The following is a 26,931-nucleotide window of genomic DNA, read 5'->3' on the forward strand; positions in this document are numbered from 1 at the left end:
CTGTGAAATCGTCTGTGGGTGGGGGCGGGCACGGGGGCACCGCCCCTACAAAAGCCTGATTTTCGTGAGAATGAAACCGCCCTGGGGATTGGGGGGGATCTGTTTCCGACGCAATATGCAGAATAGCATTGTACCGAAAATCAGTTAACTCATTGTGATAACTACCGCGAATTAATTGAATCTCTACGCCGCAAATCTGTGGAAAGCGGTGTTTTAATGCGCTAAAAAAATCTGGTTCAATAACTAACTCTGTTTCTTGAAAAATTTGCATTTGTACTCTCTGCTGCAACTGTTCGCCCGCGAGAGAAGGTTCGGCTTGATACAGTTGTACCGAAGCGTGGAAAGCTTCCAGCAACGGCAAGCTGCGAACATCTCCGATGAATATAAAGCCGCCGGGAGTAGTTGCTTTCACCGCACCTTCTAGCACCTGCACGAGATAGTCGATATTCGGGAAATATTGCACGACAGAGTTGAGAATTACTGCGTCAAAAGCTGCTGTCTCTACTCCTTCAAAATCAGTCGCCATTTTCTGAAGCAGCGTTACATTAGCTAACTCTTGATTTGCCAAGTGCTGCCGAATATAGTTTAGCGAAATAGGTGAAAAGTCTGTTCCGCAATATTGGGTGCAGCGAGGGGCAATTTGGAACAGCAACAAACCTGTGCCGCAGCCAATTTCTAACACTCGGCTAGGCTGCAAAGCTAAAATTTGGGCGGCTTGATTGTTCGCCCAGTCGCGCATCTGTTCTGCTGGGATTGGTTGATTAGTATAGCTGCTATTCCAGCCGACAATATTAAATGTTGGATCTGAGTCAACAGCAGGTTGATTGTAAGTTTCATTGTAGAGCATTTGCCACTGCAAAACCTGTTCGTCCTGCAATTGCATTATTTGGTTTTTTTCGCGGGCAACGCTATATTCTGCATTCAGGGCAATATAAGCTACTAAACGTTTATCTCCCTGTCCATCTTCCGAAGCTATTGCTACAGTTTGCTGCACGGCGGGATGTTGAGCTAATAGTGTCTCGATTTCTCCTAATTCGATGCGGAAACCGCGAATTTTTACTTGTTCGTCAATACGTCCCAAAAATTCCAGGTTGCGATCGCCTCTGTAGCGCACTAAGTCGCCGGTTTTGTAAATTCGCTCTGCTGAATTTGGTTTAAACTGAGATGTTGCACCATTATCGAGAACAGGCAAGATGCCTGTTCCACAAGAAAATTCATCCCTTGTGGAACAGGCATCTTGCCTGTTCCTAAACAAGTCATTGAGAATGGTGTCTGAATTTGGTTTAAAAGGATTGACAATAAAGCTTTGTGCGGTTAAATCTGGGCGGTTGAGGTAGCCGCGAGCGAGTCCGTTTCCGCCGATGTACAATTCGCCAACAACCCCCATTGGTACGGGCTGCAAATATTTGTCTAATATGTAGATTTGAGTGTTAGCAATGGGGTGGCCAATTGTCGGGGCGATGTCTCTCTGCTCTGTTACAGGAATATAACCGGAAGTTGTGACGACGGTGTTTTCGGTTGGGCCGTAATTATTTACTAGCTTAAATGGATGGGATTTTAAAGGATGTTGTTGCAGTTTTTCGCCGCCTGCGAGCAAGATTCGCAGCGCTGTTGTTTGAGGCCAATCTAATAGCAAAAGTTTCTCGGCTAAAGGTGTTGGCAAAAAGCTCATTGTAATTGCTTTTGATACTAACCAGTTTTGCAGTTTTTCAGGATCTCGCCTGATGTCATCTTCTGGAAAGTAGATGCTAGCTCCGGCGGCGAGATAAGGCCAAATTTCCCACCCGCAAGCATCAAAGCCGATCGCTGCAATTTGGGTTGCTCGATCGCCCGCTGACACCCCAAACTCTCTTTGATGCCAAAAAACGAGATTTAACAAGCTCCCGTGCTCAATTTCCACTCCTTTCGGCTTTCCCGTGGAACCGGAGGTGTAAATCGCGTAAGCCCGATTTTCGGCTGTGGCTGCGCTGGTGGGATTGTCGGCGATTTCTTGGGAAATCATCTCCCAGTCTGTGTCTAGAAAAACAACCCTTGGATGGTTAATTTTATCATCTGACTGTGTTTCTAAATTTTGCACTTCGCCATCATCCACCAGGGAATAAATTCCCTGGCTCATAGCTGAAGTCGGCTGAAGCCGACTGGAAACTTGTCCTCCTTCAGTCGTCTTTAGACGACTTTCGCTATTAGACAGGGAATTTATTCCCTGGCGGGTAAGCAATACTGACACTTGAGCATCTTTTAGCATAAAGCTCGATCGCTCAGCAGGATAGCTCGGATCTAAAATTAGGTAAGCTCCTCCCGCTTTCAGGATACCCAACATCCCCACGATCAGATCGAGCGATCGCCCGCAGCCAAGCCCGACTAAAACTTCCGCCCCAACCCCAATTTTTTGCAGATAACGTGCTAGTTGGTTGCTGCGGAGATTTAGCTCTCGATAGGTGACTCGCTCATCTCCAAATACCAGCGCCACCGCATCCGGTGCCCGATCGGCCTGCATTTCAAATAGCTGATGGATGCACAAATCTTGCGGATAATCCGCCTGAGTATTGTTGCATTCAACTAACAAATGATAGCGCTCTTGGGCGCTCAAATATTGCAAGTTGGCAATTCGCTGTTCGGGATTTGTCACAATCCTTTCTAACAAGGCTTGAAAATGCCCGATCAGGCGGGTAATCGTAGCTTCATCAAATAAATCGGCGCTGTAAATAACCATGCCGCTGATGCCCTCTGAGCTATCAACCCACAGCTTATTGCTGGGCGATTGCTTGCTTCCCGAACTGTTGGGCGATCGCTCCCACAAATGAAACTCCAAATCAAACCGCGCTGTACCCACATCTAACTGCTGCGGGCTGAGTGTTAATTCTGGCAATTCTAACCGATTCCCCGGCGCGTTTTGCAGCGCAAACGCCACCTGAAATAAGGGATTTTGGTTCAAAGCGCGATCGGGGTGCAGTTCTTCTACTAACTTCTCAAACGGCAAATCTTGGTGAGCGTAAGCTCCTAATGCTACCTCTTTGACTCGGTTTAAAAGTTCCCGAAAAGTTGGATTTCCCGATAAATCTGTACGCAGAACCAAACTGTTGACAAAAAAACCGATTAATGCTTCAATTTCACTGCGGTTGCGATTGGCAATCGGCGAACCTACAACAATATCTTCTTGCTGCGCGTAATGGTAAAGCAACGTTTTAAAAGCTGCCAGCATAGTCATAAACAGCGTCACTCCTTCGCGCTGGCTCAACGTTTCTAAAGCCTCGCTCAGTTGTTTGGGCAGTTGCAAAAATTGCCTTTTGCCTCGGTAACTTTGAATTGCTGGCCTGGGTCTATCCGCAGGCAAATTTAACATAGAAATGCCGTTTAACTGCTGCCGCCAGTAAGCAAGTTGCGTTTCTAAAACTTCCCCTTGCAGCCATTCGCGCTGCCATTTTGCAAAATCCGCGTACTGGATCGACAAAGCCGGTAAAGGCGAAGGTCTTTCGCTAGCAAAGGCCGTGTAAAGTGCGCCTAATTCCTGAATTAGCACTCCGATAGACCAACCATCGGAGACAATGTGGTGCATATTCAGCATTAGTAAATATTCGGCATCATCTAACTGCAATAAAGTGACTCGCAGCAACAAGTCCTTGGACAAATTGAAAGAGCGTTGAGCTTCCTCAGCCGTGAGCCTGTTTGCTTCAGTTTGTCGAGATTCCTTTGGCAAATTTCGCAAGTCCACTACATTAATCGGGAGGTGGAAAGCAGCAGCTATTCTCTGAACAGGTTGGCCCGCAACTACGGCTAAAGTCGTGCGTAAAGCTTCGTGGCGGCGCACAATTTCATTGAAGGTTTGTTGCAGCGCCGAAAAATTTAGCGAACCTGTCAAACGCAATGCTGCGGGAACATTATAGAAGGGATTGTTCGGGACTAATTGGTCGAGAAACCACAAGCGCTGCTGTGCAAAGGAAAGCGGTAGATTTCCGTCCCGCCCCATAGGAACAATCGGTGTAGGAGTGAAACTAGAAGTACGATTAGCTGCTTTTAAAAAAGAAATTATTTCGGCTTTTTTATGAGAAATTTCTGCCCGTAGTTCGGGGGTAATAATTCCTTCAGGAGCGTTGCAGCGCAGGCGAGATCCCTCAACAAAAATATTAATATCTAGACTGCGAAGGTAAGATAAAAACTCAACTAACTCCACCGTGACAGAATCTCTTGCATTTGGCGATGAACTCGATATTTTTGGATCGGGCATTTTGAGTCATCCTGTCATTACTTGGGCAAATCAATAAAATAAATTCTACCAGCGCACAAATTAAGAGCTTAACTTACCGCTTGCCGACTGTGGCCTAACCTGAGTATGATTCTGTTTGAATCCGCAACCCAAATTCTACCCAAGGTTTCAGCTTATGCCGTTCATGCCCTTCAATTTCCTGTTTCTATGGCTGGTAGGACTGCTGTCCCTCGGCGTACTTGGGGGAGGTATATACATTATTTACGAATGGTACATCGGCGAACTTGTAGGGAATTCCTACTTAGTCAGCGGAGTCTTGATGCTTCTTTGGTCTGTTGGCGGCCGCTTTATCAGTTTGCCGCTGTTCCGCCGCCCCGGTGCTGACGAACCCAAGCCGACGCGGACGGGTACGGTGCAGCGGGTAGAGAGGCCTGATGGCACTATTTTACAAGTAGAATTCTACGGCCCAGAGGACGGACAGCCGATTATTCTCTCCCATGGTTGGGGGCCCAACAGTATGGTTTGGTATTACGCGAAACGGCAACTAAGCGATCGCTTCCGAGTGATTGTTTGGGATCTTCCAGGTTTGGGAAAATCCACTCGACCAAAAAACAGCGACTATTCCCTAGAAAAATTTGCCCGCGATCTTGAAGCCGTCATTGCCATAGCAGGAACTAAACCTGTTATCCTACTCGGACACAGCATGGGCGGCATGATTTCTCTAACATTCAGTCGGCTTTTTCCAGAACTTCTCGGTAGTCGAGTAGCTGGTTTAATTCTGGTAGATACGACTTATACTAATCCCGTCAAAACCGCTATTTTTAGCGGTTTATTACGCGCTTTGCAGAAGCCGCTGCTTCAACCTATGCTCTACCTCACCATAGCTCTTGAACCGATTATGTGGGGAATGACTTGGCTGAGCTATCTCAATGGTTCACTGTACATCAGTGTAGAAGTATCGGGATTTAAAGGCACTGAAACGCGCGGTCAATTAGATTTCTCAGCTTTCTTATCAGCCTTGGGTTCTCCCGGCGTTCTCGCTCGCGGCACACTGGGAATGCTCAAATTTGACGAAACAAAAACTTTGCCATCAATTGACATTCCAGTGTTGGTGATCTGCGGCGATTCAGATATAGCGACTACCCCCCCAGCTAGCCTGCGAATGAAAGCAGAATTGCCTCAAGCAGAGCTAGTTACGATACAGAAAGGAGGACACATGGCATTAATCGAGCATAACCAAAAGTTTGCCGAAGCTGTCAGGGCATTCTGCACTGAAATTTCCTAACTAAAAATGTGAGTTAAAATCCTGTAGGTTCTGGCTGGGGATACCTTAAAATTCGGCGTTGCACAATTTGAGGATGGTTCTTGTCGGGTGTCCCGCCTGCTGTGAAAATACACCGGACGGGCGGGACGCCCATCCCACAAAACAATCAAAATCATCCCGCAATTATGTAATATCAAATCCGGTAGCATCGGAATTATTCATCTCTGTATTCTCTCCCTCTGCGTTCTCTGCGCCCTCTGCGGTTAAATCATTCCGATGCAACCGGAAACGATATAAGGCCTTAAAATTCCACATCTTCGCGCTCATTTTCGTCCGTTCTAGGAGTATCCAAACCTTTCGCGGCCCAACGCATTGTTTCAATGTATTTTGCCAGACTCGCCACAGTCGGAGCCTCAAACAAATTGCTGACCGATAACTCGACTTGCAAAGCGTCTCGGATGCGAGAAATCAACTGAGTTGCTAGCAGGGAATGCCCGCCTAGTTCAAAGAAATTATCGTAGATACTAACCTGCTGTTTGCCCAAAACTTTAGCCCAAATTTTCCCGATCGCGTTTTCGAGATCAGTCCGAGGCGCTACATAATTTTCTGTTAGATCCTCGCTGTCTGTATCTATATCAGGCAAAGCGCGGCGGTCTACTTTGCCATTAGGCGTCAGTGGCATATTCTCCAACACTGCATAAGTTGCAGGAACCATATATCCTGGTAACTTTTCTTTCAAAAATTGGCGCAAGTCACTTGATTTTAGATTGTGACTTTCGGATTTTTCATCGATGCCGTCAGGAACAACATAAGCTACCAAATGTTTATCGTCGGGGATGTCTTCCCTCACAATTACTACTGCTTCGCGCACTTGTGGATGCTGGCACAAAGCCGCTTCAATTTCTCCCAACTCGATGCGGTAGCCGCGAATTTTTACTTGGTCATCAACGCGGCCTAAAAACTCAATGTTGCCGTCAGCTAAGTAGCGACCTAAATCACCTGTTTTATAAAGGCTAGAACCAGATTTATTGCTAAAAGGGTTAGGAATGAAAGCAGCAGCAGTTAAATCGGGCTGGTTGAGGTAGCCTTTCGCTAGTCCGTCACCGCCGACGTACAATTGACCTATAACACCGATCGCCACCGGCTGCAAATCCGCATCGAGGAGATAAATTTGCGTGTTGGCGATCGGGCGGCCGATGGGGATAGATGTTGCGGTTTCGGGTACGTCTTGCACGCAATAATAAGCCGAAAATGTGGTATTTTCGGTAGGCCCGTAAACGTGAATTAATTTAGTGGTTGGCTTTTGCTTGAGAAGTTTTTTAACCCATCTCATATCGACCGCTTCTCCGCCAAACAGCAAGCAGCGCAGCGAATCAAAAGCTTGCGGTAAAACTCTAGCAATTTGTTGAAATAAGGCAGTTGTTAAAAACAAAACGGTGATGCCTTGTTGGCGCAGTTCTAAGGCTAAATCGTGAGGCGAAAGGGTAATATTTGTGCTAATTCCCACGAGTTGAGCGCCGTTAAGCAAGGCTCCCCAAATCTCGAATGTGGCTGCATCGAATGAAGCGTTTGATGCTTGGGCAATTTTATCGGTAGGTTCTATTTTTATATAGTTGGTGTTGAGTACCAGCCGATTTACTGCTTTGTGGGTGACAGCAACTCCCTTGGGTTTTCCGGTTGAGCCAGATGTGTAAATAACGTAAGCTAGGTTGTCTGCTGTTACGGTGTTGGCGGGATTTTCGGCGCTTTCTTTGGCTATGTCTTCCCAGTCGCGATCGAAGTAAATCACCGAGTTTGAGAAGTCTCGGAAATTCTCAATCAATTTATCTTGAATTAGCAAGACTTTAACTTGAGCATCTTCCAGCATCAAGTTTAGCCGATCGCGCGGATAGCTCGGATCTAACGGTAGGTAAGCCCCTCCCGCTTTCAGTATAGCCAACATCCCGACAATTAGGTCGATCGATCGCTCTGCACAAAGCCCCACTAAAACCTCCGCCCCCACGCCCAGTTTTTGTAGGTAGCGCGCCAGTTGGTTGCTGCGACTGTTGAGTTCTCTGTAAGTGAGGTGCTGGCTGTCAAAAGTTAGGGCGACATCCTCCAGATGCTGCTCAACTCGTTCTTCAAATAACTGATGAATGCACTTATTTTGAGGATAATCTGTGCGAGTATCGTTCCATTCTCTGAATAATTGATTCACTTCATCCTCGCTCAATAAAGGTAAGTTAGAAATTCTTTGTTCGGGATTAGCCACAATGCTTTCCAGCAAAGTTTTAAAATGCCTCAGCATTCGGGCGATCGTAACTTCATCAAATAAATCTGTATTGTACACAGCTAACCCTCGGAGTCCTTCCGAATCTTCCCAATGTTCGCCGTATCTGCTCCTAAAATTATCAGAAGCTTCCCACAAATACAGCTCTAAATCAAAGCGCGTTGTTTGAGTCTCCAAAGGGAAAGAACTCAACTTTAATTCTGGCAATTCTAGCTCGTCCAGCGGCGCATTTTGCAGACCAAATACCACCTGAAACAGGGGGTGGCGATTCAACGATCGCTCTGGGTGCAATTCCTCGACTAGCTTCTCAAAAGGCAAATCTTGGTGAGCGTAAGCTCCCAGGGTTACTTCCCGCACCCGGCCCAAAAAATCTCGAAATGTCGGGTTTCCCGAACAGTCTGTTCGCAGCACTAAAGTGTTGACAAAAAAACCGATTAATGCTTCTATTTCGCTGCGGTTGCGATTGGCGATCGGCGAACCGACAACAATATCTTCTTGTTGCGAGTAGCGGTAAAGCAAAGTTTGAAATGCTGCGAGCACTGTCATAAATAAAGTCGCTCCTTCTCGCTGCGAGAGGGCTAAAAGTGCGTTTTTCAGCTTTTTAGGCAGTTCTAAATATTGAGTTTTTCCCCGATAATTTTGCCTAGCTGGTGCAGGGCGATCTGTCGGCAAATTTAACACAGAAATCCCGTGCAATTGCTGCCCCCAATAAGCTAGCTGAGTTTCTAATACTTCACCTTGCAACCATTCGCGCTGCCACTCGGCAAAGTCGGCATATTGAAGTGATAATTCTGGTAGGGGAGATGGCTGTTGATTTATCAAAGCTGTATAGATAGCCTCAAATTCTCGAATTAGCACACCGATCGACCAATCATCGGAGGCTATGTGGTGCATATTTATCAATAAAATATGCTCGGTTTCAGTCAGCCGCAGGATGGTTACTCGCATCAGCGGCCCTGTGGATAAATTGAAAGGGCGAAGAGATTCTGCTGCGGATAGTTTCTTTGCTTCAGTTTCCCGTAGTTCTGGTGGCAAATGTTGCAGTTCTAAGAGTTTTAAATTAGTCTTAAAAGCAGGAGAGATTATCTGCACTGGTTGGCCGGATACCGCTGCAAAAGTCGTTCGTAAAGTTTCGTGTCGCTGCACTATTTCGTTGAAGGTTTGCTCTAAGGCTATTAAGTTGAGGGAACCAGTTAAGCGCAGTGCGGTTACTACATTATAGAAAGGGTTTTCCGGTGCAAATTGGTCGAGAAACCACAAGCGCTGCTGGGCAAATGATGCCGGAAAGACAAACACTTCGGATTCTGAGGAAATATTCAGTTTTTCTATATCCTTTGTCAAGGAATTGTCATAAATTTCGGATGCCATATCTGTTGCTCTTCGGGGATGGGATGTGTTAATTTTTTGATGGCGCGGGCTTGCTTTTTGACGGTGCGATCGCCTCTTAAAACTTTCGCGAGCAAAAGATCGGAACCTTTAATATAATAAATCTGGGTGCGCGAGTGCGGGAGAGACGCGGGGAATAGAAACGGGGTTTCTGCCTGCAGGATCAAGTTATCCATTGAGGGGCTAGGAGTGCCACCCCCCAATCACATTTAGTCGCAGAAGGGGTCAATCGATTTTAGATTTTAGATTTTAGATTTTAGATTGAAGCCTTGACCCCACGGATAAATTCGGGGGGCAAGTTTCATCGGATACAAGTTTTTTATTTCTGGACGGATGAATCCGGGGGCTTGTATCCTGGATGCTTTCGGTCATTAAGTTTGTGATTCGGGTGCAATCGGGTGAGTTAGATGGGAGAATTACCGGGAGCAATTCGTGGAGAGGTCAAGCTGTATAGCAATCCTCAATGATTTGTGTAATTCTTGTAGGGGCAAACCCCCCGTGGTTGCCCCGCCTTGGCTGGGGTAGGCACTCTTAGCACTACCCCTACATATTTTTACAACTGATTTAGGATTGCTATAGTATGATTTCTAATTGCACAAAGTGTTCTTGGGGGGATTAAGAGCGGGATAGCTTTGCTTCACGCAATTTTCTCACATTTGTAGCTTAGCGACTACTATTGATTCAACAGTGTCCGCAATTTCTTAGATCAACTCACTAGAACTTGTGGCCTGATTTGGCAAAATACTTAAGAACAGTGAACGTGCAGTTTAAATTAGAGGTTATAGGCTAATGGCGCAGCGGAACGTATACTCGTCAAAGGACGAGCCAGAGGAAGTACAATCAGCAGAAGAAGTCCTCCACTCAGTAATGCAAGAACTGGACGCTTTGCATCAAAATGTCAAAGGCCAGTTAAATCAAGACATTACTCGGCTGCAAACTGAAAAAAATCACCTGATTGAGGATATTGAAGACCTCAGAGAGCAATATCGCAAATTGCAGTCTCAGCAAATGGAATCTCTGTCTGGGCGATACATTCAGCAGCAGCAATTGTGGCTGAAGCAGTTGGCTCAAGTTTTGGCTCACAATTTGCAGGATTTGTTGGTGCAGCGGTTCAACGAACTCAGCGCTAACTCTGGAAATTCTCTCAGCAGCCCTATTCCCAGCGGCGAGTTCCCGATACCCCTGCCGCCGAGCAACTACGACGAACGCGCCTCGCAGTTGCTGGCGGCGCTGGATGAAAGGATCGATCGCAGTTTCCAGATGCTGGAACAAGATTTGAGCAGCTATGAAAGCGAGCTTTCCGTGCGGCTCAACAATATGCAAACCCTAGAGCGGCAAGGGGAAGAGCTGTTACAAAATCTCGTAAACCGCATCAGGGAAGAACTCGAAGAAGAAGAAGAATATCTTGAGAATCCTTTCGATGCTCAAGATTCCTATGTCGAGGAATCAACTAATTCTGTTAATTCTGTCCGCCCGCAACTTCTGCAGCCAACACCTGTGGAAAGGCCGCGGGAAGCCGTACCGGCACCCTCTTCAGTGCCCTCTCCAGCCACCGCTAAAGCACCTTCTGTACAGACAGGTTTGGTGCTGGCTTTGTCTTCGGCGGTGGTATTGTCGCTGTTTAATGTTTGTTTGAGAATTCTGATTAAAGGCAGAAATCCTCGGGTGGTTTTTGGCTTGTTTGAATTTCCGGGGGTGGTGACTCCCGGTTTTGGCAATTCTTTGTTGATTTTGTTGATGCGACTGATTGTGGTGATGGCTTTGATGCCGATATTGGCCACATTTCTGTATCCTTCTGTCTGGAAAGATATTAGACGGTTGTTCCAGTCGGGCGATCGAGCTTTGTGGAGCAAGGTTTTAGGAAGCGCATTTTTTCTGTTTTTGTCTCAGGTTTTGATTTATTTGGCGATCGGCAATATTCCAGCCGGGATTGCGATTACGATTTTCTTTATTTATCCGATCGTCACCGTACTAGGTTCTTGGCTCTTGTTTGGTTCTCGCCCTAGCAGAGTCGGCTTTTTTGCGATAGTCGGGATTACCGCAGGTCTGATTTTAGCTGGGTGGCCGAGTTTTGCAGCCCCACCTCCGGGCGGCGGCAATGTCGGGGTGGGAGTCGCTGCGGCACTGGCTTCTGGGATTACCTTTGCAGGTTACGTATTGCTGACGCAAATGGCCGCGGGCAAACTGCACCCAATTCCTTTTAGTTTAGTTAATTTCGCCGCAATTTTTGTATTTTCCTCTCTAAGTTTGTGGGTGCCGCTTTCGGACAATTTTTCTCCTAAAATAGACCAAAATGTTTGGCCTGGTTTGATTATCGGAGGCGTTATTTTAGGGGTGCTGACCCTGTTTAGCTATCTTTTGAATAATTTTGCCATCCGCTTTGCGGGGGCAGCCTTAGCGTCAGTAATTGGCACTTTGGGACCGGCGATGACGGCACTTTTTGCGTTTATAATTATCAATGAGAATTTGCAGCCTGTGGCAATTCTCGGCATGGCTGTGGTGACATTAAGCGTGGCTGCTATGAGTGTGGAACGCATAATGGCTCCTCAGAAGAAGGCTAGTTAAGGCAAGAATTTGGGCGATCGGCCATTCCCAAACCCGGTTTCTTCAAGAAACCGGGTTTCTCTATGCCGAGACAATATCAATAGGCTTATTGCATAAATCTTTGATTGATAGGGAAACCGCAGAGGCATTTCAAGATAGGAGAATGAATGCCTACAATTGGAGTCTAAACAACAGAAACAACCACTCGAAAACCCACAATACTAGCCTTACAATCCGCCTGATATCTGAGGCGACACGCGCTGCGACAATTCGGAGGATGATCGTTCCAAGAACCCCCCCGCAACAACCTCAGCGAAGAGTCCCCGTCAGACTCCCAAACGCTACCATCAGCAGGCGCACCGTTATAATTATTGTGCCAAGAATCCGCGCACCATTCCCAAACATTTCCGTGGAAATCGTACAACCCGAAAGCATTAGGTTGAAAACTGCCAACATCTGTCGTTTGAAAGCGATAAACTCCCTTGGGCGCGTCAGCGTAATTAGAATTTCCGTTGTAATTGGCTAACTCGCTGGTAATCGTTTCCCCAAAGTGAAACGGCCCCGTAGTTTGCCCCCGGCAAGCATATTCCCATTGGGCTTCGCTAGGCAAGCGATAATTCTTACCAGTTTTGCGAGAAAGTCGATCGCAAAACTCCACAGCCTCGTACCAAGATACATTTTCTACAGGTCGATTTGCACCTTTAAAACGGGCAGCATCGGGATTGAGAAATATTTTAATTTCCGGCAGCGCCGCCACTGCTGTCCACTGGGTCTGAGTGACTGGAAATTTGCTAATATAGAAAGAGCCTAAAGTTACTGGGTGCTGCGGTTTTTCGTCGCTGTCACCCCGATCTTTTGGAGAACCCATGAGGAAAGTACCGCCACGCACAGATACCATTTCCAGCAGTGCACTGCTACCAAGAGGTTCTTCAAAAAAACGCGCTTTGCCGCTGTTAACATTAATTTGCTTCCCGCGCTTGTCTACTGTCACCACCTGAAATTCAAAAGTGCTTTTGACAGCAGCAATTCTCTGCGATGCCTTGTTCAATGGCGGAGTGGTGTTGGATTTTTTCCTCGGATTGACAGAGATATTGCTGTTGATTTGCCCGCTTTGATTGAGCGGGCTATTGATTGCAAGTTGTCCTCCCTTTGTCCGAAAAGAATTTAGAGCAAGTTGTCCTCCATTGGCACAATGGGGTTGGGGAGGTAAAGAATAGAGATTTAAAGCTTTGATTACTTCATCAGCAGATTGATATCTATTTTTGAGATAATCTTGAATTAGTTTGTCTAAAACATTTGCCAACTCGCTGCTGATTTTTGTGCCGACAGGCAACCGTTCTCTCCAAATCCAGCCGCCATTTATCGGGTCATAAAGGTCATCGGAACCGTCAATTTTTGGCAAACATTGAGTTAGCAGTCTCAGGCAAGTTATTCCCAAACTGTACAAATCGCTGCCGGGGAAAACTTGACCGCGCATTTGTTCTACCGGCGAATATCCGGGCGTTCCTACCGTCGTGCCTACTTTGCTCATCAGGGAGCCCGTCACTTGTTTGGAAATGCCGAAATCTATCAAAACTAACTCTCCCCGCCCTCCCCTTCGGAAAGCTGAATTCCGAAAATTTCCCGCCTTTGGCAGGAAGGAGTTAACAGAGGTGCGGCGCCGCATGATATTCTCAAGTTTGATGTCTCGGTGAATGACCTGGCGATCGTGCACAAATTTTAAAATCGGCAGTACATCTGCCAGCAACTGCCAAATTTTTTCTTCGCTAAAAGCACCCTGCTGAGTTAATTCTGCTAGTAAAGTTTGCCCCTCAATCAACTCTTGTACTAAATAAAGTCGCTTGTCTTGTTCAAAATAAGCAATTAATCGAGGAATTTGGGGATGTTCACCGAGTTCGTAAAGTCGTTTCGCTTCTTCTTTAAACAATTGTGAGGCTTTTTCAAGTGCTGAGGTTCCTTGAAATTGGGGTACAAACTGCTTAATTACGCAGGGATCGTCCATGCGATCCGTATCTACCGCTTCGTAAGTTCTGCCAAATCCCCCTTCGCCCAACAGTCGAATCACGCGGTAGCGGTTTCTGAAGAGAGGCGTGAGGTCGGACTGGCCGCAACTTTGACAAAATTTAGAGTTGTCGGGATTGAAAGGATGAGAACACGTCGGATTAGAACAGTAGAACATATCTGGGAAGAAATGATCCGGTTAAGGTTATGATATATCTTTTTGGCGCTCTTATGGAATACTAACAATTAATAATTGGTTATTGACAATTGACGGTAGGGAGGGCATTACCGGCCGCTTGTGTAGCCCCAAGGGAGAAAGTAGAACGCAGAATTTAAAACGCTAATTAATCCAAATAAAGCAATTTGAGGGCAAAAAATTCCAGCGCGATCGACCGATTTTAGCAACCCGCTTACCGCCGATATTCGTCTGGGGATCTTGGTAATTTCTTTACAGAGGCCAGTATAGTACAACTCGGCGATCGCCCAACCAACAAGCGATCGCACTCAAAGAACTATCCGACTAGAAACTAAGAAAGCGATTTCAATAAGCAATTCCCTCGCTTCATCGGGGTGTAAGAGTTCTACAAGCTCGATCGTCTTTAAAGGCGATCGGGGGAATTTCAACCTAAAATGTCATATTTCTGCTGCTTTCACCAATTTTGTAGTTCCGCTAAATAACTTTATTTTTGAATATTTTGACTAATAAAATAACTAATAAAAACAGACCACAGCATGATACTGACACTATTGTTTCGGTGATATTTGGTGAGATAAATATGATAAATCCCTGATCTTTAATCAAGGCAGAGAAACTTGAAACACAAAATGGCATGAAATATAACCTGAATGCCTGCCAATGATCTCTTTTGCCTTTACTAGAAGAAACACTTAGCATCAGACCCGTACCGATTACAGCACTTATACCAATTGAATTGAGCCATATCTTAACCGAAGGATCAAAATGAAAACAAACTACTATAACATACCAAATGAGATAGCACCAGAGAATAGCTTTATCTAATTTGATTTCGTAAAGATATTGAATCAACCCTTTCATAGCACTAGAAATGATTTTATTTTTTCATTTTTATTAATAAATACAACCAGGAAAATTTAATAATTATTAGGGAGGGATAGCCAAAGACCATTATAGCTAGATCAAGCGGTTATTTTTAGCTTAAAATCATGTTGCTTAAAGATGTTGCAGAGTGCTTTGCCAGCAACATATTTCATAGAGATAACTCAATTAACTGTTTCTCCGGCGCAAGTTCATTTTTTTGACTGGCGACTTCAAACCAACCCTGAACAGAATCTTTCAGCATCTCTAACAATCGGTTTTTAACTTTTTGATGTAGGTGGAAATATCGGGATCTGAGGCGCTTTTTACCGAGGCTTCGCCAACGGTTGCCAGCGCGAACGTGCTGCTGAGAACGGCAACGGTGAGGAAGGTCGCAAACTGTCGTTGGGGATGTACCATCATCGCTTTGGTCGGGTAGAGACTCGGTTTTTGAGCTGCGGCGGTGTCTTGTCGCTATAGGTAAATGGTAGCCCTCTGTGGTTCTTTAATCTCTCAATTAACCATTTGGGTTTTTCGCTAAACGATATCGACATCGTACCATCTGGAGCAACGCGATACAGCCATTTTGCCCCCGGACAAATAGACGACTTCATATCGGGAACCGATGCCGGCCATTTTCCGGTTTTGGCTGCTAGTGCTTTGACTTGCAGAATTTTCTGAGTCAATTCCAAATCCAGCATAGATTTAGCTGCTTTACTGGTTTGACTAGGAAAAATTGTAGATGTCCTACCTATATAATTCCACCACGCGAAGTCCTTTGCCTGGGCTGAATCAGAAGCGCAAAAATTGTGCTGGCGAGATGCTGCAAGCGATCGTTTATAGGCGTGATAAGTATCGATCGCACACAAGCGAACATAAGGTTTGATTACTGGCTTGAACCACACCAGGACATGAGATAAAGTCCAGTCTAAAATTTTGTCTTCTAAAGTTGGGGGATAGTTCGTTTCCGTCTGAAATAGTGAAAGTATTCCCAGACCACTAAGAGGGTCTGATGCTTCTAGTATTGAAGACCACGAGTATTTCCAAGCGAAGTCTTGCGAAAATTTGAACTTAGACAAATATTCTCCCTGCAAGGATGTCAATATCGATTCGCGGTAATCGCGTTCCAGCAAGCGCTGCTGCCACTGGGTCGGAAGGCGATCGGCTTTCCGCATCACCCCTGCTGGATATTTAGCCACAATCAAACCCACCAGTTGAGGGAGTAGGAGGGGGTTTTCTGTTAAAGGCTGGTTGATTTTCCAGGAGACTTCCAGCATTTCTGCTGCTGCTTCCGTCTGACCTTTACGGTATTTTTCTAGAATGTCTAGGGCTAAAACTCGTTGGGAATTAACCTGCCATAAATAAGGGGGTAGGCTAACCGTCATATCTCCTTCCAGAATCCAGGTAATATCTGTTCCCCAGTGCGGCACTTCATTATTTAAAACTTGCTGGCGAAGTTCTGCTAAAGCCGTTTGTTGGGAGGCGAGATAGCGCTGTAATTTCTCTGAAGGTGGATTTATGGTATCGTTTGGTTTGGCAATCTCAGCGTCTAGGTACTGATTTAATTCTTGAAAGAAACTTCCCCAGCCTACATTGAACCCCACTTTAGCGAAGGACGGCCTCAGCTTCAACGCCGCATCATTCGGCTCTGTTTTGGGAAACCGTTGGGCAAATGCTGCTAAATCCTGCTCGATTTCTTTTTCATGCACAGAAGCCATATAGTTGCCACCCACAATCCAGGCTGCCAGCAGTCCCGCCAACCCAACAGCCGAACCACCCAGAAATTTGAGCCACTTTTTCCGTCTGAACGATGGGTTTTGAATGTCCATAAACTCCTTTTTCGCGCGATCACACCTGAAGATAATTGCCAGAATCAATTTAAACTAAACCATTTTCTTCTACATCTGCCGATTCTTGATACTTTTAAAAGTTAAATATTGTTAAGACGAATTGGAGCGATCGGCGAGATTCATTTGGCGATCGCGCCCAGGTAATTTTGAAATATTCGGTATGGCGATCGAGTGTGGGAAACTACAATTCATCACATCAAATGAATAATTACATATTACTTTGGAGTTTGGGGCAACAATTGATTTAGTGCGCCACACAAGTATCCCTTCACCGTGTCCTTACTTGCACCCACCCCACTCGGAAGGGTAAAGATCATCTCAACATTTAATAGATTGCCGTCCATTGAGGCAAATACATCAATTGGCAAAGCACGCTGAAATGCTGTGGCGGGATTTTCGGCTTTCATTACACCTAAGTTCATATCCGTGCTGAGAGTCTTGATGCCCTCGCGCGCCAAAATTGGTCGTAATTGGGAAAATGCTCTCTCTATCGATAACCCCTCAACCTGAACACGTGCAGAAAAGGCGGCACCATTCAAAAAGTCCCCCTTTTTTTGAAAGCTTTCCTCGCAGGTTGTGGCAACAGCGGGGGTGGCTAAACACATGAGACCTAGACTCAAGACAAGCGATCGCATATTAACTGATTTATAAGAATGAAACAATCATCAAGATCATGATGAACCATCAGAGGATTGTTTGGCAAGTGATGCAAAGGTCTTTGATGGTTTTTAGGATGAGTTGCAGTCCGGTTAGTAAGCTGCTACGCATCTAAATTGAATACAGAGACAGGCTCTCCTGCCCGTCCCACAATAATTGTAGAAAAATTGACTGTCAAATTAGATGCACAACAGCTTATTCGATTTTATTCTAGTAAGTATAGAAACTAGAAGAATTAAGGGTAAAGACTAAAAGCGCGATCGCACCGAATGGAAGGGCGATCGCTCTACTGGTAATTTTAAAGTATTGGGTATTGCGATCGCGACCTAACGACTCGGTTCAGTTGCAGACCGCGCCGCAAGACCCGGAACACACACGCAGAAACAGGGTGGGCTTTCCGCTGCACGCTCATTGTTCGGCAACTGTTGATAACTTCTAGCTCATTTGAACGAGGTTAATTGATTGTGCCAAAGTGAATAAGTGCGGCGCGGATCGCGATGAACCACACCGCGAGTGTGGCAAATAGGTAAAGGTAGAACCGAAGTATGATGAGATTGAATGTGCAATGGACAGCACTATGCAATGTGCGAAACACAACGAATACCCACGCGGCGTTCACATACACTGTATCCACCTGCTTTGTGATGAACAGATATAGGACAAGCGCATAGAAAATTACCGGAATCTCGAACAGGTTTTTTAGGTTATCCGATGGATTGGATACGCTTGGTGGCGAAATTTGTGCCAGTGCGCCCGGTACAGCAAAATCCTTTTGACCGAGCTTTCTACTTGTGATAAAACTGATACGGCGGATGTACATATACACCCAGACTATGAGTGTTAGAAACACTGTGGCAAAGAAGGGAGTGAAGATTGCATCTTGCGTCATTTATACCTCTCAAATTTGATTATTTTGATAGTTGCTGGACGATAAAGTAGACGATATGCGATGTACAAGGCTGGAAGAAACATAGAGTAACGTAAATCCAATGAGAGGATGCAGTATCTCTAGGTGAAGAGGACTTTTGAGATGAATGCTGGAAAATTGTAGTCCAAGCAGGATTGGCAAACTGGCGGCGAGATGTCGTATTCTGCGTGAGAATGGGGCGAGAAACGACCATCCCAGTAATACTAATGACAGCCCACTGTACCCTCGCACTAGCCAAACATGAATATTCCACCATGCAGGATTATTGAAGTAGGCAACTCCAACCGTTAATAACTGAGCAATCAAGCAGACATTAAAGATGATTGAAGTCACATAAAAGCTGATGAGTATCCCACGTGTGGGAGTGCGATCGGGCTCGATTTCCAAACTGGTTGTCATGTCAAGTTGCTTTTGAGATTACAAGGGTAATATAATTCGAGTATTGCAATGCTTCTAGACCTCGATCGGGTACTCTTTTTCACAATCAAGCAATTTGGTTACAAGCCCCCGGATTCATCCGTGGGGTCAATTCTAAAATCTAAAATCTAAAATCTAAAATCGGTTGACACCATGACCATGAAAAGTCCCTTGCAGCTTTTATTTGAAGCGCTCGACCAGGTAAAGGACGAACAAGATTTGCGATCGCAAGTCGTGCCCAAAATCGGTGAGTATTTTGCAGCTAAACGATCGGGAATCTTTTTCTTCGATCAACGGTCGTTGGTAGATAGTAATCTTCAGAAAATACTGAAAGTTGGGCTATCGATCGAACACAATCCTGTTGTGCGTTATTTAGCGGAACGTCATGCTCCTGTCCATGAAGCATTAGTGACATCATCACCCAAGGTTTGGACAATAATTTGTCCCCGCCCCGATCATTGGCACGTGATGGCGGGGCCGATCGTCAGTCGTGGTCAATTAATGGGTGTAGTGGGTTGTACGCGCGATCGCTCAATGCCCGCTTTCGATACAGAAAATCTAGCGGATTTGAGTGCGATCTGTTTGCATTTGTCTGTTTGGGCTGCAACAGTACGCGCGGCGAAGCTATCCCGTAGGGAATCGCAACACCAACCTTTCAAGACCTCACGCCTAACGCCTCGTGAATTGCAAATTGCGGAATTGGTTGCTTTGGGGCGAACCAACGCAGCAATCGGGAGGGAACTTTGGATTACTGAGAATTCAGTGAAGCAAGCTTTGAAGCGAATGTTCCGTAAGCTTGAGGTGTCGTCTCGTGCAGAAATGGTTGCACAGCTTTCAGCGACAAAATATAATTTGCCAACTGTAAAAATGTCTCCATCCAACTTGATGTAGAACACTCACCAATAAACTTAACGCTAGAAACACCGAGAGCGATCCTCTTCGAGGGCTTCGCTAACGTACTTAATTGAAGGGCGATCGACCGCAGTAGTTTTGAAGTATTGAGTAGGGCGATCGAGCGTTGGAAACTACAACTCATCAATCGTCACTAATCCCCCCTCAGTGAACTGAATCACAAGTTCTTGCTCGTCGAGCAAAGCAGTTCCAATCAGAGGTCTTCGCCCTGTAGCAAATACACGAACTTCTCGTTCTTCCCCGTCCCAAAGGATGATTGCTTCGTGAACTGCTACTAGGACTTCACTGTTAAGTAACCACACAAAATTAATTACATAAAGACTCCTTGCTAGGCAAGGGTTTCAGTAGAAATATTGTGTAATTAATTCTGCACACCTACTTATCTGCTAAGTTTACAGGCATATCGTACAGGAACGGCAACCCCAGTAAGGTAACTGCCTCCGGTGGCAAACATAGGTAGTCAGTGAAGCCCGTATCTATGACAAACTCGATCGGGAAAGTAGAGCCGCTTGGGAGGAGAAACGTCAACAAGGGCGATCGCGTGCCGATCGGTCACAATACCAGAAATCACTTGTTGACACGCTCCATTACACCACCCAACGAAGCAGCCACATTGTAACCAATACGAATGCCAAAAAGTCGAGCATACGGATGCTTTGCCATCAGACTACGTGCGGCTTTTAGCCCAGTTTTATCAATTTCGTAGTCACCTGTTTCAATATCAATGATGACCATCTTGCCAATATTCTCTTCTAATTCAATTTTTTTGCGGATGGTGCTCTCATACAAATGTTTCGCACGACGAGCGACTTCTTCACGACTCAAAAGGATTGTTTGCATACATTCCCTCTTTTTTATAATTCTTACTCTTGTTATGGATATGATAGCTCACTTACACTGCTACATAACGCTGACCGAGTAAGCACGAATTGCCCCATCTACTGTCGCAATAGTCAGACCATTCTCTAAAGCTTAACAGATAAGCCTTCTGTCAAATGGATCGCGATGTAATGGTGGCAGTTTAGCCAGTTGAGCTACGCTACTTTCATCAAGAGAAAGACTGACAATTTGATGAAGATCGCGCTGCTTGGATAAATATGTTTCGGGATGCTCCGGCAGAGGTAACTTACCCAACTGGTACTTGACAATTGCTTCCCCGACTGAAACTGCACTCAAATAGACCTCATTATCTGGATCGCGAATTGCATCTCGAACATCTGTTGATAACTGGGCGTCGCCACTGATGAACCATAAAAAGATGTGCGTATCTAGCAGAATCTTGATTTACCTTCAAATGCACGCTCGGATATCTTCCGGCAAAGGATTATTGAAATCATCTGGAACGGTAAACTCGCCTGCACACAAACCGAATGGTCGTAATTGCTTGCTGCTAGAAATAGGTCTGAGTTCGGCGATCGGCTTATCTGCTTGCAGGATAACAAAAGTTGCACCTGCTTCCACTTGACGCAGATACTTTGAAGGATCGCGCTGAATTTCGTCAACTGTCACGTTCAACATAAAAATTCCTCAGTATAAAGCTCAAAAGCAGTTTCATGGTCTTTTTCAACAACCGCAGTGAACGTTCTGATAAAGTTAAACTAAAGTAGATGAAATAACCATTATAACTGCTGAGATAGCAACCTGTCGTACTCTGCGTGTGAACCAACCCAAAACCAAATCACAGTATCTCCATCCAACTGACCAACGGCTCGATAGTTGTTGCTGATTCGAGCAGAGTAGATTGGTAACTCTGGATGCACTTTTTTGAAACGCAGACTGGGATAATTTGGGTTTTCCTTGAACTGGCGATATGCCTCGCGTGCTTGCTCTTGAACTTGTTTTGGCAGATTAGCAAAAGATTTACGGAATTCGGCTGTAGTACGAGACTTCACAATGTTTCTGGATCGAGTTTTTGGGTTTTACCTGCGTGATACTCAGCCATTGCGGAGGCGGCAAGTTTAGCAAGAACATCGGGAGAACTCGCAAAGGCTCGATCCCATCTTAGATCGTCTTGAAGTTCTTCCAAAATCATTGAGGCGATCGCATCTTGCTCACTTGCAGACAAGGTTTTCAACTTAGCGATCGCACGCTCCAGTAACTCAGTCATGGCTAGCACTCTCTTAGAATGAAAATGGCATATTATTTATTATCACTTATTCTAGGCAAATCGATATCTAGGAAGCCGAGCTATCTACGTCGCAAATTCTGGGAAATACTTGTCTACAAAGTCCATAACCTTTTGAAAGTGGAGAATTCCTTCCTCTGGCCTTAGTGTCCCATACTCGTGGTCTAGATATCTAAGTTTCCAATTATCGGAGTTTTTTAGATAAACCTGTGCATAATCTTTTCCATGCCTGCGATCTAACCAGCGTAAGGCTCCAATAGCCCATTCTTGGTCGTATTGTCGCTCACCAACGGGTAAGTATGTGTCGAGATACGATCGCAAAACTCTTACCGACTCAGCATCATCAAAACGAGCTAATGCAAAACAATGAAATTGTCCTGCATAACAAGTTTGACTTGGAATCAGCAAACTTTCAATTTTCTTGAGATGTTGTGGAAAGCGCCCAATTCCACAAAGCCAACTTGCACTAATTGTATGCCTCCAACAACGGTTATACATCTGGATAAGTTCTTTGTCAGTTACTTCATATAAAGCAACTCTTGTCGAGTCCACAAACGCATCTACATATTCTTTGTCAATCCGTCGTAAAAAGTTACCGTGTAAAACGTTGAGATAAAGTGGCTGGACATAATGCTTTAAAATATTATATTCTGTCATTCTCTTTGAGTATCAAATTGTTAAGACGGAACATCTCAAATATAACATCATCGCAAATTGACGCCAACCTCTAAGGCGTTGCTGATTCACGGTATGAATCAACTTTTCGCTTGAAGTTACAAAACTCACCATACTGGGCTTATAGCAATTGGGAAATCTTGAATTCATACCTGTATTAAGCAACGCCTAATAGACAAGCTCCAGCCCCAAAAAAATATAAAACCCCCAAACCCGATTTTAAAATCGGGTTTGGGGGTTTTATTCCTAAATCTCGTTCAAATCACAACTTGCTCGGCTCGATCGCCGGAGCACGCAGAGACACAGTTTTATCCGCAGCAGCCTTAGCCACAAGCGACGGCACAGAATCGCGCAATTTTGCAGTCAACTGAACAGTAGTTGCATCGTAAACCTGAGTCAGCATCTTCGGATACAAACCGATACCAATAATCGGCACTAACAGAGCCGCAATAATAAACACTTCTCGCGGTTCCGCATCCACCAATTCCTCGTGATCGGACAATTCCTTATTTTCAGGCCCGTAGAAGATTTCACGCAGCATTGACAGGAGATAAATCGGAGTCAAAATCACCCCGACAGCAGCTAGAAATACCACGCAAACCTTAAATACTGGATTGTAAGCATCGCTCGTTGCAAAACCTACAAACACCATTAATTCTGCTACAAAACCGCTCATTCCCGGCAAAGCCAAAGAAGCCATAGAACAAGCAGTCCACATCGCAAAAACCTTACGCATTTTCTGTCCTACACCGCCCATTTCGTCGAGCATGAGCGTGTGAGTGCGATCGTAAGTGCAACCCACCATAAAGAACAAACTCGCCCCGATTAAACCGTGGGAAACCATTTGCAGCATTGCACCGCTAACACCCAAATCGGTAAACGAAGCTATCCCGATTAACACAAACCCCATATGCGAAATCGAAGAATAAGCAATTTTACGCTTCAAATTGCGTTGAGCAAAAGAAGTTAATGCCGCGTAAACAATGTTAACCACACCCAAAATTACCAAGATGGGCGCGAAGGTAGCGTGAGCATCGGGGAGCATTCCCGCATTCATCCGCAGCAAAGCGTAGCCGCCCATTTTTAGCAGAATTCCTGCTAGCAACATGTGGGCGGGTGCGGTTGCTTCGCCGTGAGCGTCAGGGAGCCAAGTGTGCAGCGGAAAAATTGGCAGTTTGACGCCGTAAGCTATTAAGAAACCTGTATACAGTATCAATTCTACATTGGGGGCGTAATCTTTAGCTGCGATCGCCCGCATATCGAAAGTCACCGTATCGCCGTAAAACGCCATCGTCAGCCCGCCAAGCAAAATAAACAGCGAACCGCCTGCGGTGTACAGGATAAACTTCGTTGCTGCGTAGAGGCGCTTCTTGCCGCCCCAGATGGACAAAATCAGGTAAATCGGGACTAATTCCAGTTCCCAAACCAGGAAAAACAGCAACATATCCTGCACGGCAAAAACTGCGATTTGGCCGCCGTACATTGTCAGCATCAAAAAGTAAAAAAGCTTCGGTTTAAATGTGACCGGCCAAGCTGCTAAAGTAGCCAGCGTAGTAATAAAACCAGTCAGCAAAATCAGCGGCATCGACAAACCGTCAGCACCCACCGACCAATTCAAATCGAGTTGCTGCACCCAAGTATAACTTTCTACCAGTTGCAAATCTGGATTGCTGAAGTCGTACTGAGTGTAAAAAGCGTAAACAAGTAGGGCAAAATCGATCAAACCCACAATTAGGGCATACCACCGCACCGTCTTGCCATCCTTATCGGGAATTAAAGGAATCAGCAAGGACGCAGCAATGGGAAACAGAATTGTTGTTGTTAACCAGGGAAAGTTAGCTGTATCCATTGCGTTTTAAAATGATCCATCAGTTATTAGGTTTAAACACATTTTGCCAATTTTGGCCTAAATTTTATACTTTCTTTAGACGGAACATTTTTTTTTGCTATTATTTGGACAAATTATGCGATCGCAACAGTGAATTTTAATGAAAGATTTATTTCTATTGGCTAATTGTCAATGGTGAGTTATTGAGATAATACCCGTTCTTAAAATATCTTCTGGTGGGAAATGGCATTGCCCAAGGCGTGTCAACTTAAGCCGATCATTTGCAAGTCCGCGAGTCCGCCAGGGGTTTCAACCCCTGGCTAATAGCGAAAGTCCTCTCAAGAGGACTAATAGATATCTCCCAAAAAGCCAGTATTGAACAGGCTTTCCGGCCTGTTCCACAATAAGAGGTTTAAGGAGTTCTTCAGTCCTCATAGCGAGGACTTTAGCTTTGAGACAGGGAATTCATTCCCTGTCGGACTGTCGGACTATCGGTTTTACCTGTTTGTTGACACCATTTGGACAATGCCGTGTCCCTACCGATTTAACTAACTCCAGAAACGATCGCAAAACCCAGAACTGCGACAAACACAATCAGGGCATAAAACTGAGCGCGACCGCTCTCAAAGTATTTCAAACCTTCGCCGGTAATCAGCGTGACCAAACCGGTCAGGTTGACGACACCATCGACGACTCGCAAATCAACTTCCATGACTTGCCGCGCTAAACGGCGGCTGCCTTTGACAAAGAGAAAATCGTTGATATCGTCGAGATACCACTTGTTGAGGGAGAACTCGTAAAGCGGTTTGATTTTTTGGGCGATCGCACTTGCGTCAATTTTACGGCTCAAATACATCAGAGAAGCCAAAGTAATGCCCAACAAAGCAATACCTACAGAGCTTCCGCCCATAATCAAAAATTCCGTCAAATTGAACTCAGCAGCGTGTTCCAAAACTTCTTCGAGAGATTCCCCTGGAGCGCGAACAAACTGCTCGAAATAATTGGCAAACGGCGTACCGAGAAAACCGATAAACACAGAAGGTACTGCCAGCAACACTAACGGCAGAGCCATTGTCAAAGGAGATTCGTGAGGCAAATGGTCGTGCTCATCGTGACTGTCGCCAGTCGATGCCAATTCCTTAACGTTCATCGCTCCCGGGCCAAAAACAAGACCGGGTTGCAGGAGTTGCTGCTTGATGGCGCTGTCATTGCCCCGGAATTCGCCCTCAAAGGTGCTGAAATACATTCGGAACATATAAAACGCGGTCATCCCGGCCGTCAGCCAGCTAACAGCCCACAGAGCGGGATTTGCTGCGAAGGCGCTGGCGAGGATTTCGTCTTTTGACCAAAAACCAGCAAACGGCGGAATTCCGCAGATTGCCAAATTTCCGATTAAAAAGCAAGAAGCGGTAATCGGCATATATTTCCGCAAGCCGCCCATAACTCGCATATCTTGAGCGAGTGCAGGGTTGTGGCCTACAACTGCTTCCATACCGTGAATCACTGAACCTGAACACAGGAACAGCATTGCTTTGAAATAAGCGTGAGTCATCAAGTGGAAAAGTCCGGCACTGTAAGCGCCGACGCCCATTGCCATCACCATGTAACCGAGTTGGGAGATGGTGGAGTAGGCGAGGCCTTTTTTGATGTCATTTTGGGTAATCGCGATCGAAGCACCCATAAATGCCGTAAAACAGCCGGTACAGGCGATCAAATTCATGACTGCCGGCAGCCCTTCAAACACCGGGTACATCCGAGCGATCAGGAATACGCCGGCGGCTACCATTGTCGCGGCGTGGATTAAGGCCGAAATCGGTGTCGGGCCTTCCATTGCGTCTGGTAGCCAGACGTGGAGGGGGAATTGAGCGGATTTGGCTGCTGGGCCCAAAAATATCAGGACGCCGAAGATTGTCGCCAGAGTCGCGCTGAGGGCGCCGGATTCGACTAAGGAGTGCAGGCGTTCGCCCATCACCTCAAATTCAAAGCTGCCGGTGGCCCAGTAAATGCCGAGGATGCCCAGCAGTAGGCCGAAGTCGCCGACGCGGTTGGTGACAAAAGCTTTTTGGCAAGCGTCAGCAGCGGGTTTGCGATCGTACCAAAATCCGACTAGCAGGTACGAACACATACCTACCAGTTCCCAAAAAATGTAAATCTGAACGATGTTCGGGCTGACTACGAGACCCAACATCGACGCGCTGAAGATGCTCAGGTAGGCGTAAAAGCGCACGTACCCATCATCGTGAGCCATGTAGCCGTCGGTGTAAATCATCACCAAAAAGGCGACCGTAGTGACGATCGCCAGCATCACCGCCGTCAGGGGGTCAATGATATAGCCCATATTCAGCGAGAAGTCGCCAGCAGAAGCCCACTGAATACTGCGGGTGTAGGGTGCGTGGCCCTGTAGTTGACTCCACAGCAATGCGAAGGAGAGTACCATTGACCCTCCGAGTGTGGAGACGATTAATATCGCATTCGCTTGTCGGAGTTTGTTGGTTGCCTGGTTAAAGGTGATTAAGCCTAGACCTACTAGCATTGCGCCTGCCAGTGGCAGGACTGGGATCAGCCAAGCGTATTGATAAAGCAGTTCCATGACTGATAGGTAGTTTAAAGTTTCTACTAGATAGTGCCACAATTCTTTACAAATTGTGGCACACGCCTGCGCGACTAGGCCAAAATACTCGATCCAATTCTCTAAGTATTGCTATAGCCGAGTGCCATCGCGAGCAAGACGATCGCACTACTTTTTTCATCGCAAGCGAGACGATCGCAATAAACGCCGAAAATTATTCAGGTGCAAACTAAAACTCTACGACA

20 protein-coding genes are annotated in these 26,931 nt (G+C 45.8%); 3 read left to right on the forward strand and 17 right to left on the reverse strand.

The annotated features are described in order from the left end of the window. A partial coding sequence (locus QT990_RS07980) for an amino acid adenylation domain-containing protein (protein WP_333465109.1) occupies positions 1 to 4,225 on the reverse strand: 4,225 nt, incomplete at its 3' end. A gap of 163 nt (positions 4,226 to 4,388) precedes the next feature. Here QT990_RS07980 and QT990_RS07985 point away from each other — a divergent pair. Further along, entirely contained in the window at positions 4,389 to 5,489 is a 1,101-nt protein-coding gene (locus QT990_RS07985; RefSeq protein ID WP_333465110.1) for an alpha/beta hydrolase, read from the forward strand. Between the two features lie 280 nt (positions 5,490 to 5,769). Here QT990_RS07985 and QT990_RS07990 read toward each other — a convergent pair whose 3' ends face one another. Both QT990_RS07990 and QT990_RS07995 read right to left on the reverse strand, forming a co-directional pair. Then, on the reverse strand, positions 5,770 to 9,105 hold the full coding sequence (locus QT990_RS07990) for an amino acid adenylation domain-containing protein (protein WP_333465111.1): 3,336 nt from the start codon (positions 9,103 to 9,105) through the stop codon (positions 5,770 to 5,772). After that, positions 9,075 to 9,299, reverse strand: a complete 225-nt coding sequence (locus tag QT990_RS07995; RefSeq protein ID WP_333138873.1) for a hypothetical protein — start codon at positions 9,297 to 9,299, stop codon at positions 9,075 to 9,077. The genes QT990_RS07990 and QT990_RS07995 overlap by 31 nt, the downstream gene beginning before the upstream one ends. 613 nt (positions 9,300 to 9,912) lie before the next feature. Between QT990_RS07995 and QT990_RS08000 the strand changes: the two genes are divergently transcribed. Then, positions 9,913 to 11,688: an EamA family transporter gene (locus QT990_RS08000; protein ID WP_333138870.1), complete on the forward strand. Its 1,776-nt coding sequence runs from the start codon at positions 9,913 to 9,915 to the stop codon at positions 11,686 to 11,688. Between the two features lie 163 nt (positions 11,689 to 11,851). Here QT990_RS08000 and QT990_RS08005 read toward each other — a convergent pair whose 3' ends face one another. The 5 genes from QT990_RS08005 to QT990_RS08025 all read right to left on the reverse strand — a co-directional run bounded on the left by QT990_RS08005 (position 11,852) and on the right by QT990_RS08025 (position 18,559). Next, the gene (locus QT990_RS08005) at positions 11,852 to 13,846 is read right to left on the reverse strand and encodes a bifunctional serine/threonine-protein kinase/formylglycine-generating enzyme family protein (protein WP_333138868.1); all 1,995 of its coding nucleotides are present in this window, start codon (positions 13,844 to 13,846) and stop codon (positions 11,852 to 11,854) included. Between the two features lie 1,298 nt (positions 13,847 to 15,144). Further along, positions 15,145 to 16,554, reverse strand: coding sequence for a hypothetical protein (locus QT990_RS08010; protein WP_333138864.1), 1,410 nt, complete (start codon positions 16,552 to 16,554; stop codon positions 15,145 to 15,147). Between the two features lie 236 nt (positions 16,555 to 16,790). Next, entirely contained in the window at positions 16,791 to 17,180 is a 390-nt protein-coding gene (locus QT990_RS08015) for a hypothetical protein (protein ID WP_333138862.1), read from the reverse strand. A gap of 506 nt (positions 17,181 to 17,686) precedes the next feature. Then, a complete protein-coding gene (locus QT990_RS08020; RefSeq protein ID WP_333138860.1) occupies positions 17,687 to 18,121 on the reverse strand; it encodes an MAPEG family protein in 435 nt (144 codons plus the stop codon). A 9-nt stretch (positions 18,122 to 18,130) separates the two neighbouring features. Beyond that, the gene (locus QT990_RS08025) at positions 18,131 to 18,559 is read right to left on the reverse strand and encodes a DUF6220 domain-containing protein (protein WP_333138857.1); all 429 of its coding nucleotides are present in this window, start codon (positions 18,557 to 18,559) and stop codon (positions 18,131 to 18,133) included. A 177-nt stretch (positions 18,560 to 18,736) separates the two neighbouring features. Between QT990_RS08025 and QT990_RS08030 the strand changes: the two genes are divergently transcribed. Continuing rightward, positions 18,737 to 19,468 (forward strand): LuxR C-terminal-related transcriptional regulator, encoded by a 732-nt coding sequence (locus QT990_RS08030; RefSeq protein ID WP_333300387.1) that lies wholly within the window; start codon positions 18,737 to 18,739, stop codon positions 19,466 to 19,468. A 134-nt stretch (positions 19,469 to 19,602) separates the two neighbouring features. On the opposite strand, the gene QT990_RS08035 is transcribed toward QT990_RS08030, so the two are convergent. The 9 genes from QT990_RS08035 to QT990_RS08075 form a co-directional block, all read right to left on the reverse strand. Beyond that, entirely contained in the window at positions 19,603 to 19,791 is a 189-nt protein-coding gene (locus tag QT990_RS08035; RefSeq protein ID WP_333138854.1) for a hypothetical protein, read from the reverse strand. A gap of 265 nt (positions 19,792 to 20,056) precedes the next feature. After that, positions 20,057 to 20,329 (reverse strand): hypothetical protein, encoded by a 273-nt coding sequence (locus QT990_RS08040; protein ID WP_333138852.1) that lies wholly within the window; start codon positions 20,327 to 20,329, stop codon positions 20,057 to 20,059. Positions 20,330 to 20,461: 132 nt separating this feature from the next. After that, positions 20,462 to 20,773, reverse strand: a complete 312-nt coding sequence (locus QT990_RS08045) for a type II toxin-antitoxin system VapC family toxin (RefSeq protein ID WP_333465129.1) — start codon at positions 20,771 to 20,773, stop codon at positions 20,462 to 20,464. Between the two features lie 6 nt (positions 20,774 to 20,779). Then, entirely contained in the window at positions 20,780 to 21,007 is a 228-nt protein-coding gene (locus QT990_RS08050; RefSeq protein WP_333138850.1) for a type II toxin-antitoxin system Phd/YefM family antitoxin, read from the reverse strand. A 101-nt stretch (positions 21,008 to 21,108) separates the two neighbouring features. Further along, on the reverse strand, positions 21,109 to 21,381 hold the full coding sequence (locus tag QT990_RS08055) for a ParE family toxin-like protein (protein ID WP_333138848.1): 273 nt from the start codon (positions 21,379 to 21,381) through the stop codon (positions 21,109 to 21,111). Then, complete coding sequence (locus tag QT990_RS08060; protein WP_333138846.1) at positions 21,378 to 21,596, reverse strand: hypothetical protein; 219 nt, start codon at positions 21,594 to 21,596, stop codon at positions 21,378 to 21,380. The genes QT990_RS08055 and QT990_RS08060 overlap by 4 nt, the downstream gene beginning before the upstream one ends. Before the next feature lie 84 nt (positions 21,597 to 21,680). After that, positions 21,681 to 22,271, reverse strand: a complete 591-nt coding sequence (locus tag QT990_RS08065) for a DUF6000 family protein (protein WP_333138844.1) — start codon at positions 22,269 to 22,271, stop codon at positions 21,681 to 21,683. A 280-nt stretch (positions 22,272 to 22,551) separates the two neighbouring features. Then, positions 22,552 to 24,138, reverse strand: a complete 1,587-nt coding sequence (locus QT990_RS08070; protein WP_445252023.1) for an NAD(P)H-quinone oxidoreductase subunit 4 — start codon at positions 24,136 to 24,138, stop codon at positions 22,552 to 22,554. Between the two features lie 523 nt (positions 24,139 to 24,661). Next, a complete protein-coding gene (locus QT990_RS08075) occupies positions 24,662 to 26,707 on the reverse strand; it encodes an NAD(P)H-quinone oxidoreductase subunit 5 (RefSeq protein WP_333138842.1) in 2,046 nt (681 codons plus the stop codon). Positions 26,708 to 26,931 lie beyond the last annotated feature (224 nt).

The organism is Microcoleus sp. T3_B1, assembly GCF_036700445.1.
GTDB lineage: Bacteria > Cyanobacteriota > Cyanobacteriia > Cyanobacteriales > Microcoleaceae > Microcoleus.

Coding starts and splice junctions, on each gene's coding strand:
- QT990_RS07985 (WP_333465110.1), top strand. CDS start 4,389: ATGCCCTTCAATTTCCTGTTTCTATGGCTGGTAGGACTGCTGTCCCTC.
- QT990_RS07990 (WP_333465111.1), bottom strand. CDS start 9,105: ATGGCATCCGAAATTTATGACAATTCCTTGACAAAGGATATAGAAAAA.
- QT990_RS07995 (WP_333138873.1), bottom strand. CDS start 9,299: ATGGATAACTTGATCCTGCAGGCAGAAACCCCGTTTCTATTCCCCGCG.
- QT990_RS08000 (WP_333138870.1), top strand. CDS start 9,913: ATGGCGCAGCGGAACGTATACTCGTCAAAGGACGAGCCAGAGGAAGTA.
- QT990_RS08005 (WP_333138868.1), bottom strand. CDS start 13,846: ATGTTCTACTGTTCTAATCCGACGTGTTCTCATCCTTTCAATCCCGAC.
- QT990_RS08010 (WP_333138864.1), bottom strand. CDS start 16,554: ATGGACATTCAAAACCCATCGTTCAGACGGAAAAAGTGGCTCAAATTT.
- QT990_RS08015 (WP_333138862.1), bottom strand. CDS start 17,180: ATGTGTTTAGCCACCCCCGCTGTTGCCACAACCTGCGAGGAAAGCTTT.
- QT990_RS08020 (WP_333138860.1), bottom strand. CDS start 18,121: ATGACGCAAGATGCAATCTTCACTCCCTTCTTTGCCACAGTGTTTCTA.
- QT990_RS08025 (WP_333138857.1), bottom strand. CDS start 18,559: ATGACAACCAGTTTGGAAATCGAGCCCGATCGCACTCCCACACGTGGG.
- QT990_RS08030 (WP_333300387.1), top strand. CDS start 18,737: ATGAAAAGTCCCTTGCAGCTTTTATTTGAAGCGCTCGACCAGGTAAAG.
- QT990_RS08040 (WP_333138852.1), bottom strand. CDS start 20,329: ATGCAAACAATCCTTTTGAGTCGTGAAGAAGTCGCTCGTCGTGCGAAA.
- QT990_RS08050 (WP_333138850.1), bottom strand. CDS start 21,007: ATGTTGAACGTGACAGTTGACGAAATTCAGCGCGATCCTTCAAAGTAT.
- QT990_RS08060 (WP_333138846.1), bottom strand. CDS start 21,596: ATGACTGAGTTACTGGAGCGTGCGATCGCTAAGTTGAAAACCTTGTCT.
- QT990_RS08065 (WP_333138844.1), bottom strand. CDS start 22,271: ATGACAGAATATAATATTTTAAAGCATTATGTCCAGCCACTTTATCTC.
- QT990_RS08070 (WP_445252023.1), bottom strand. CDS start 24,138: ATGGATACAGCTAACTTTCCCTGGTTAACAACAACAATTCTGTTTCCC.
- QT990_RS08075 (WP_333138842.1), bottom strand. CDS start 26,707: ATGGAACTGCTTTATCAATACGCTTGGCTGATCCCAGTCCTGCCACTG.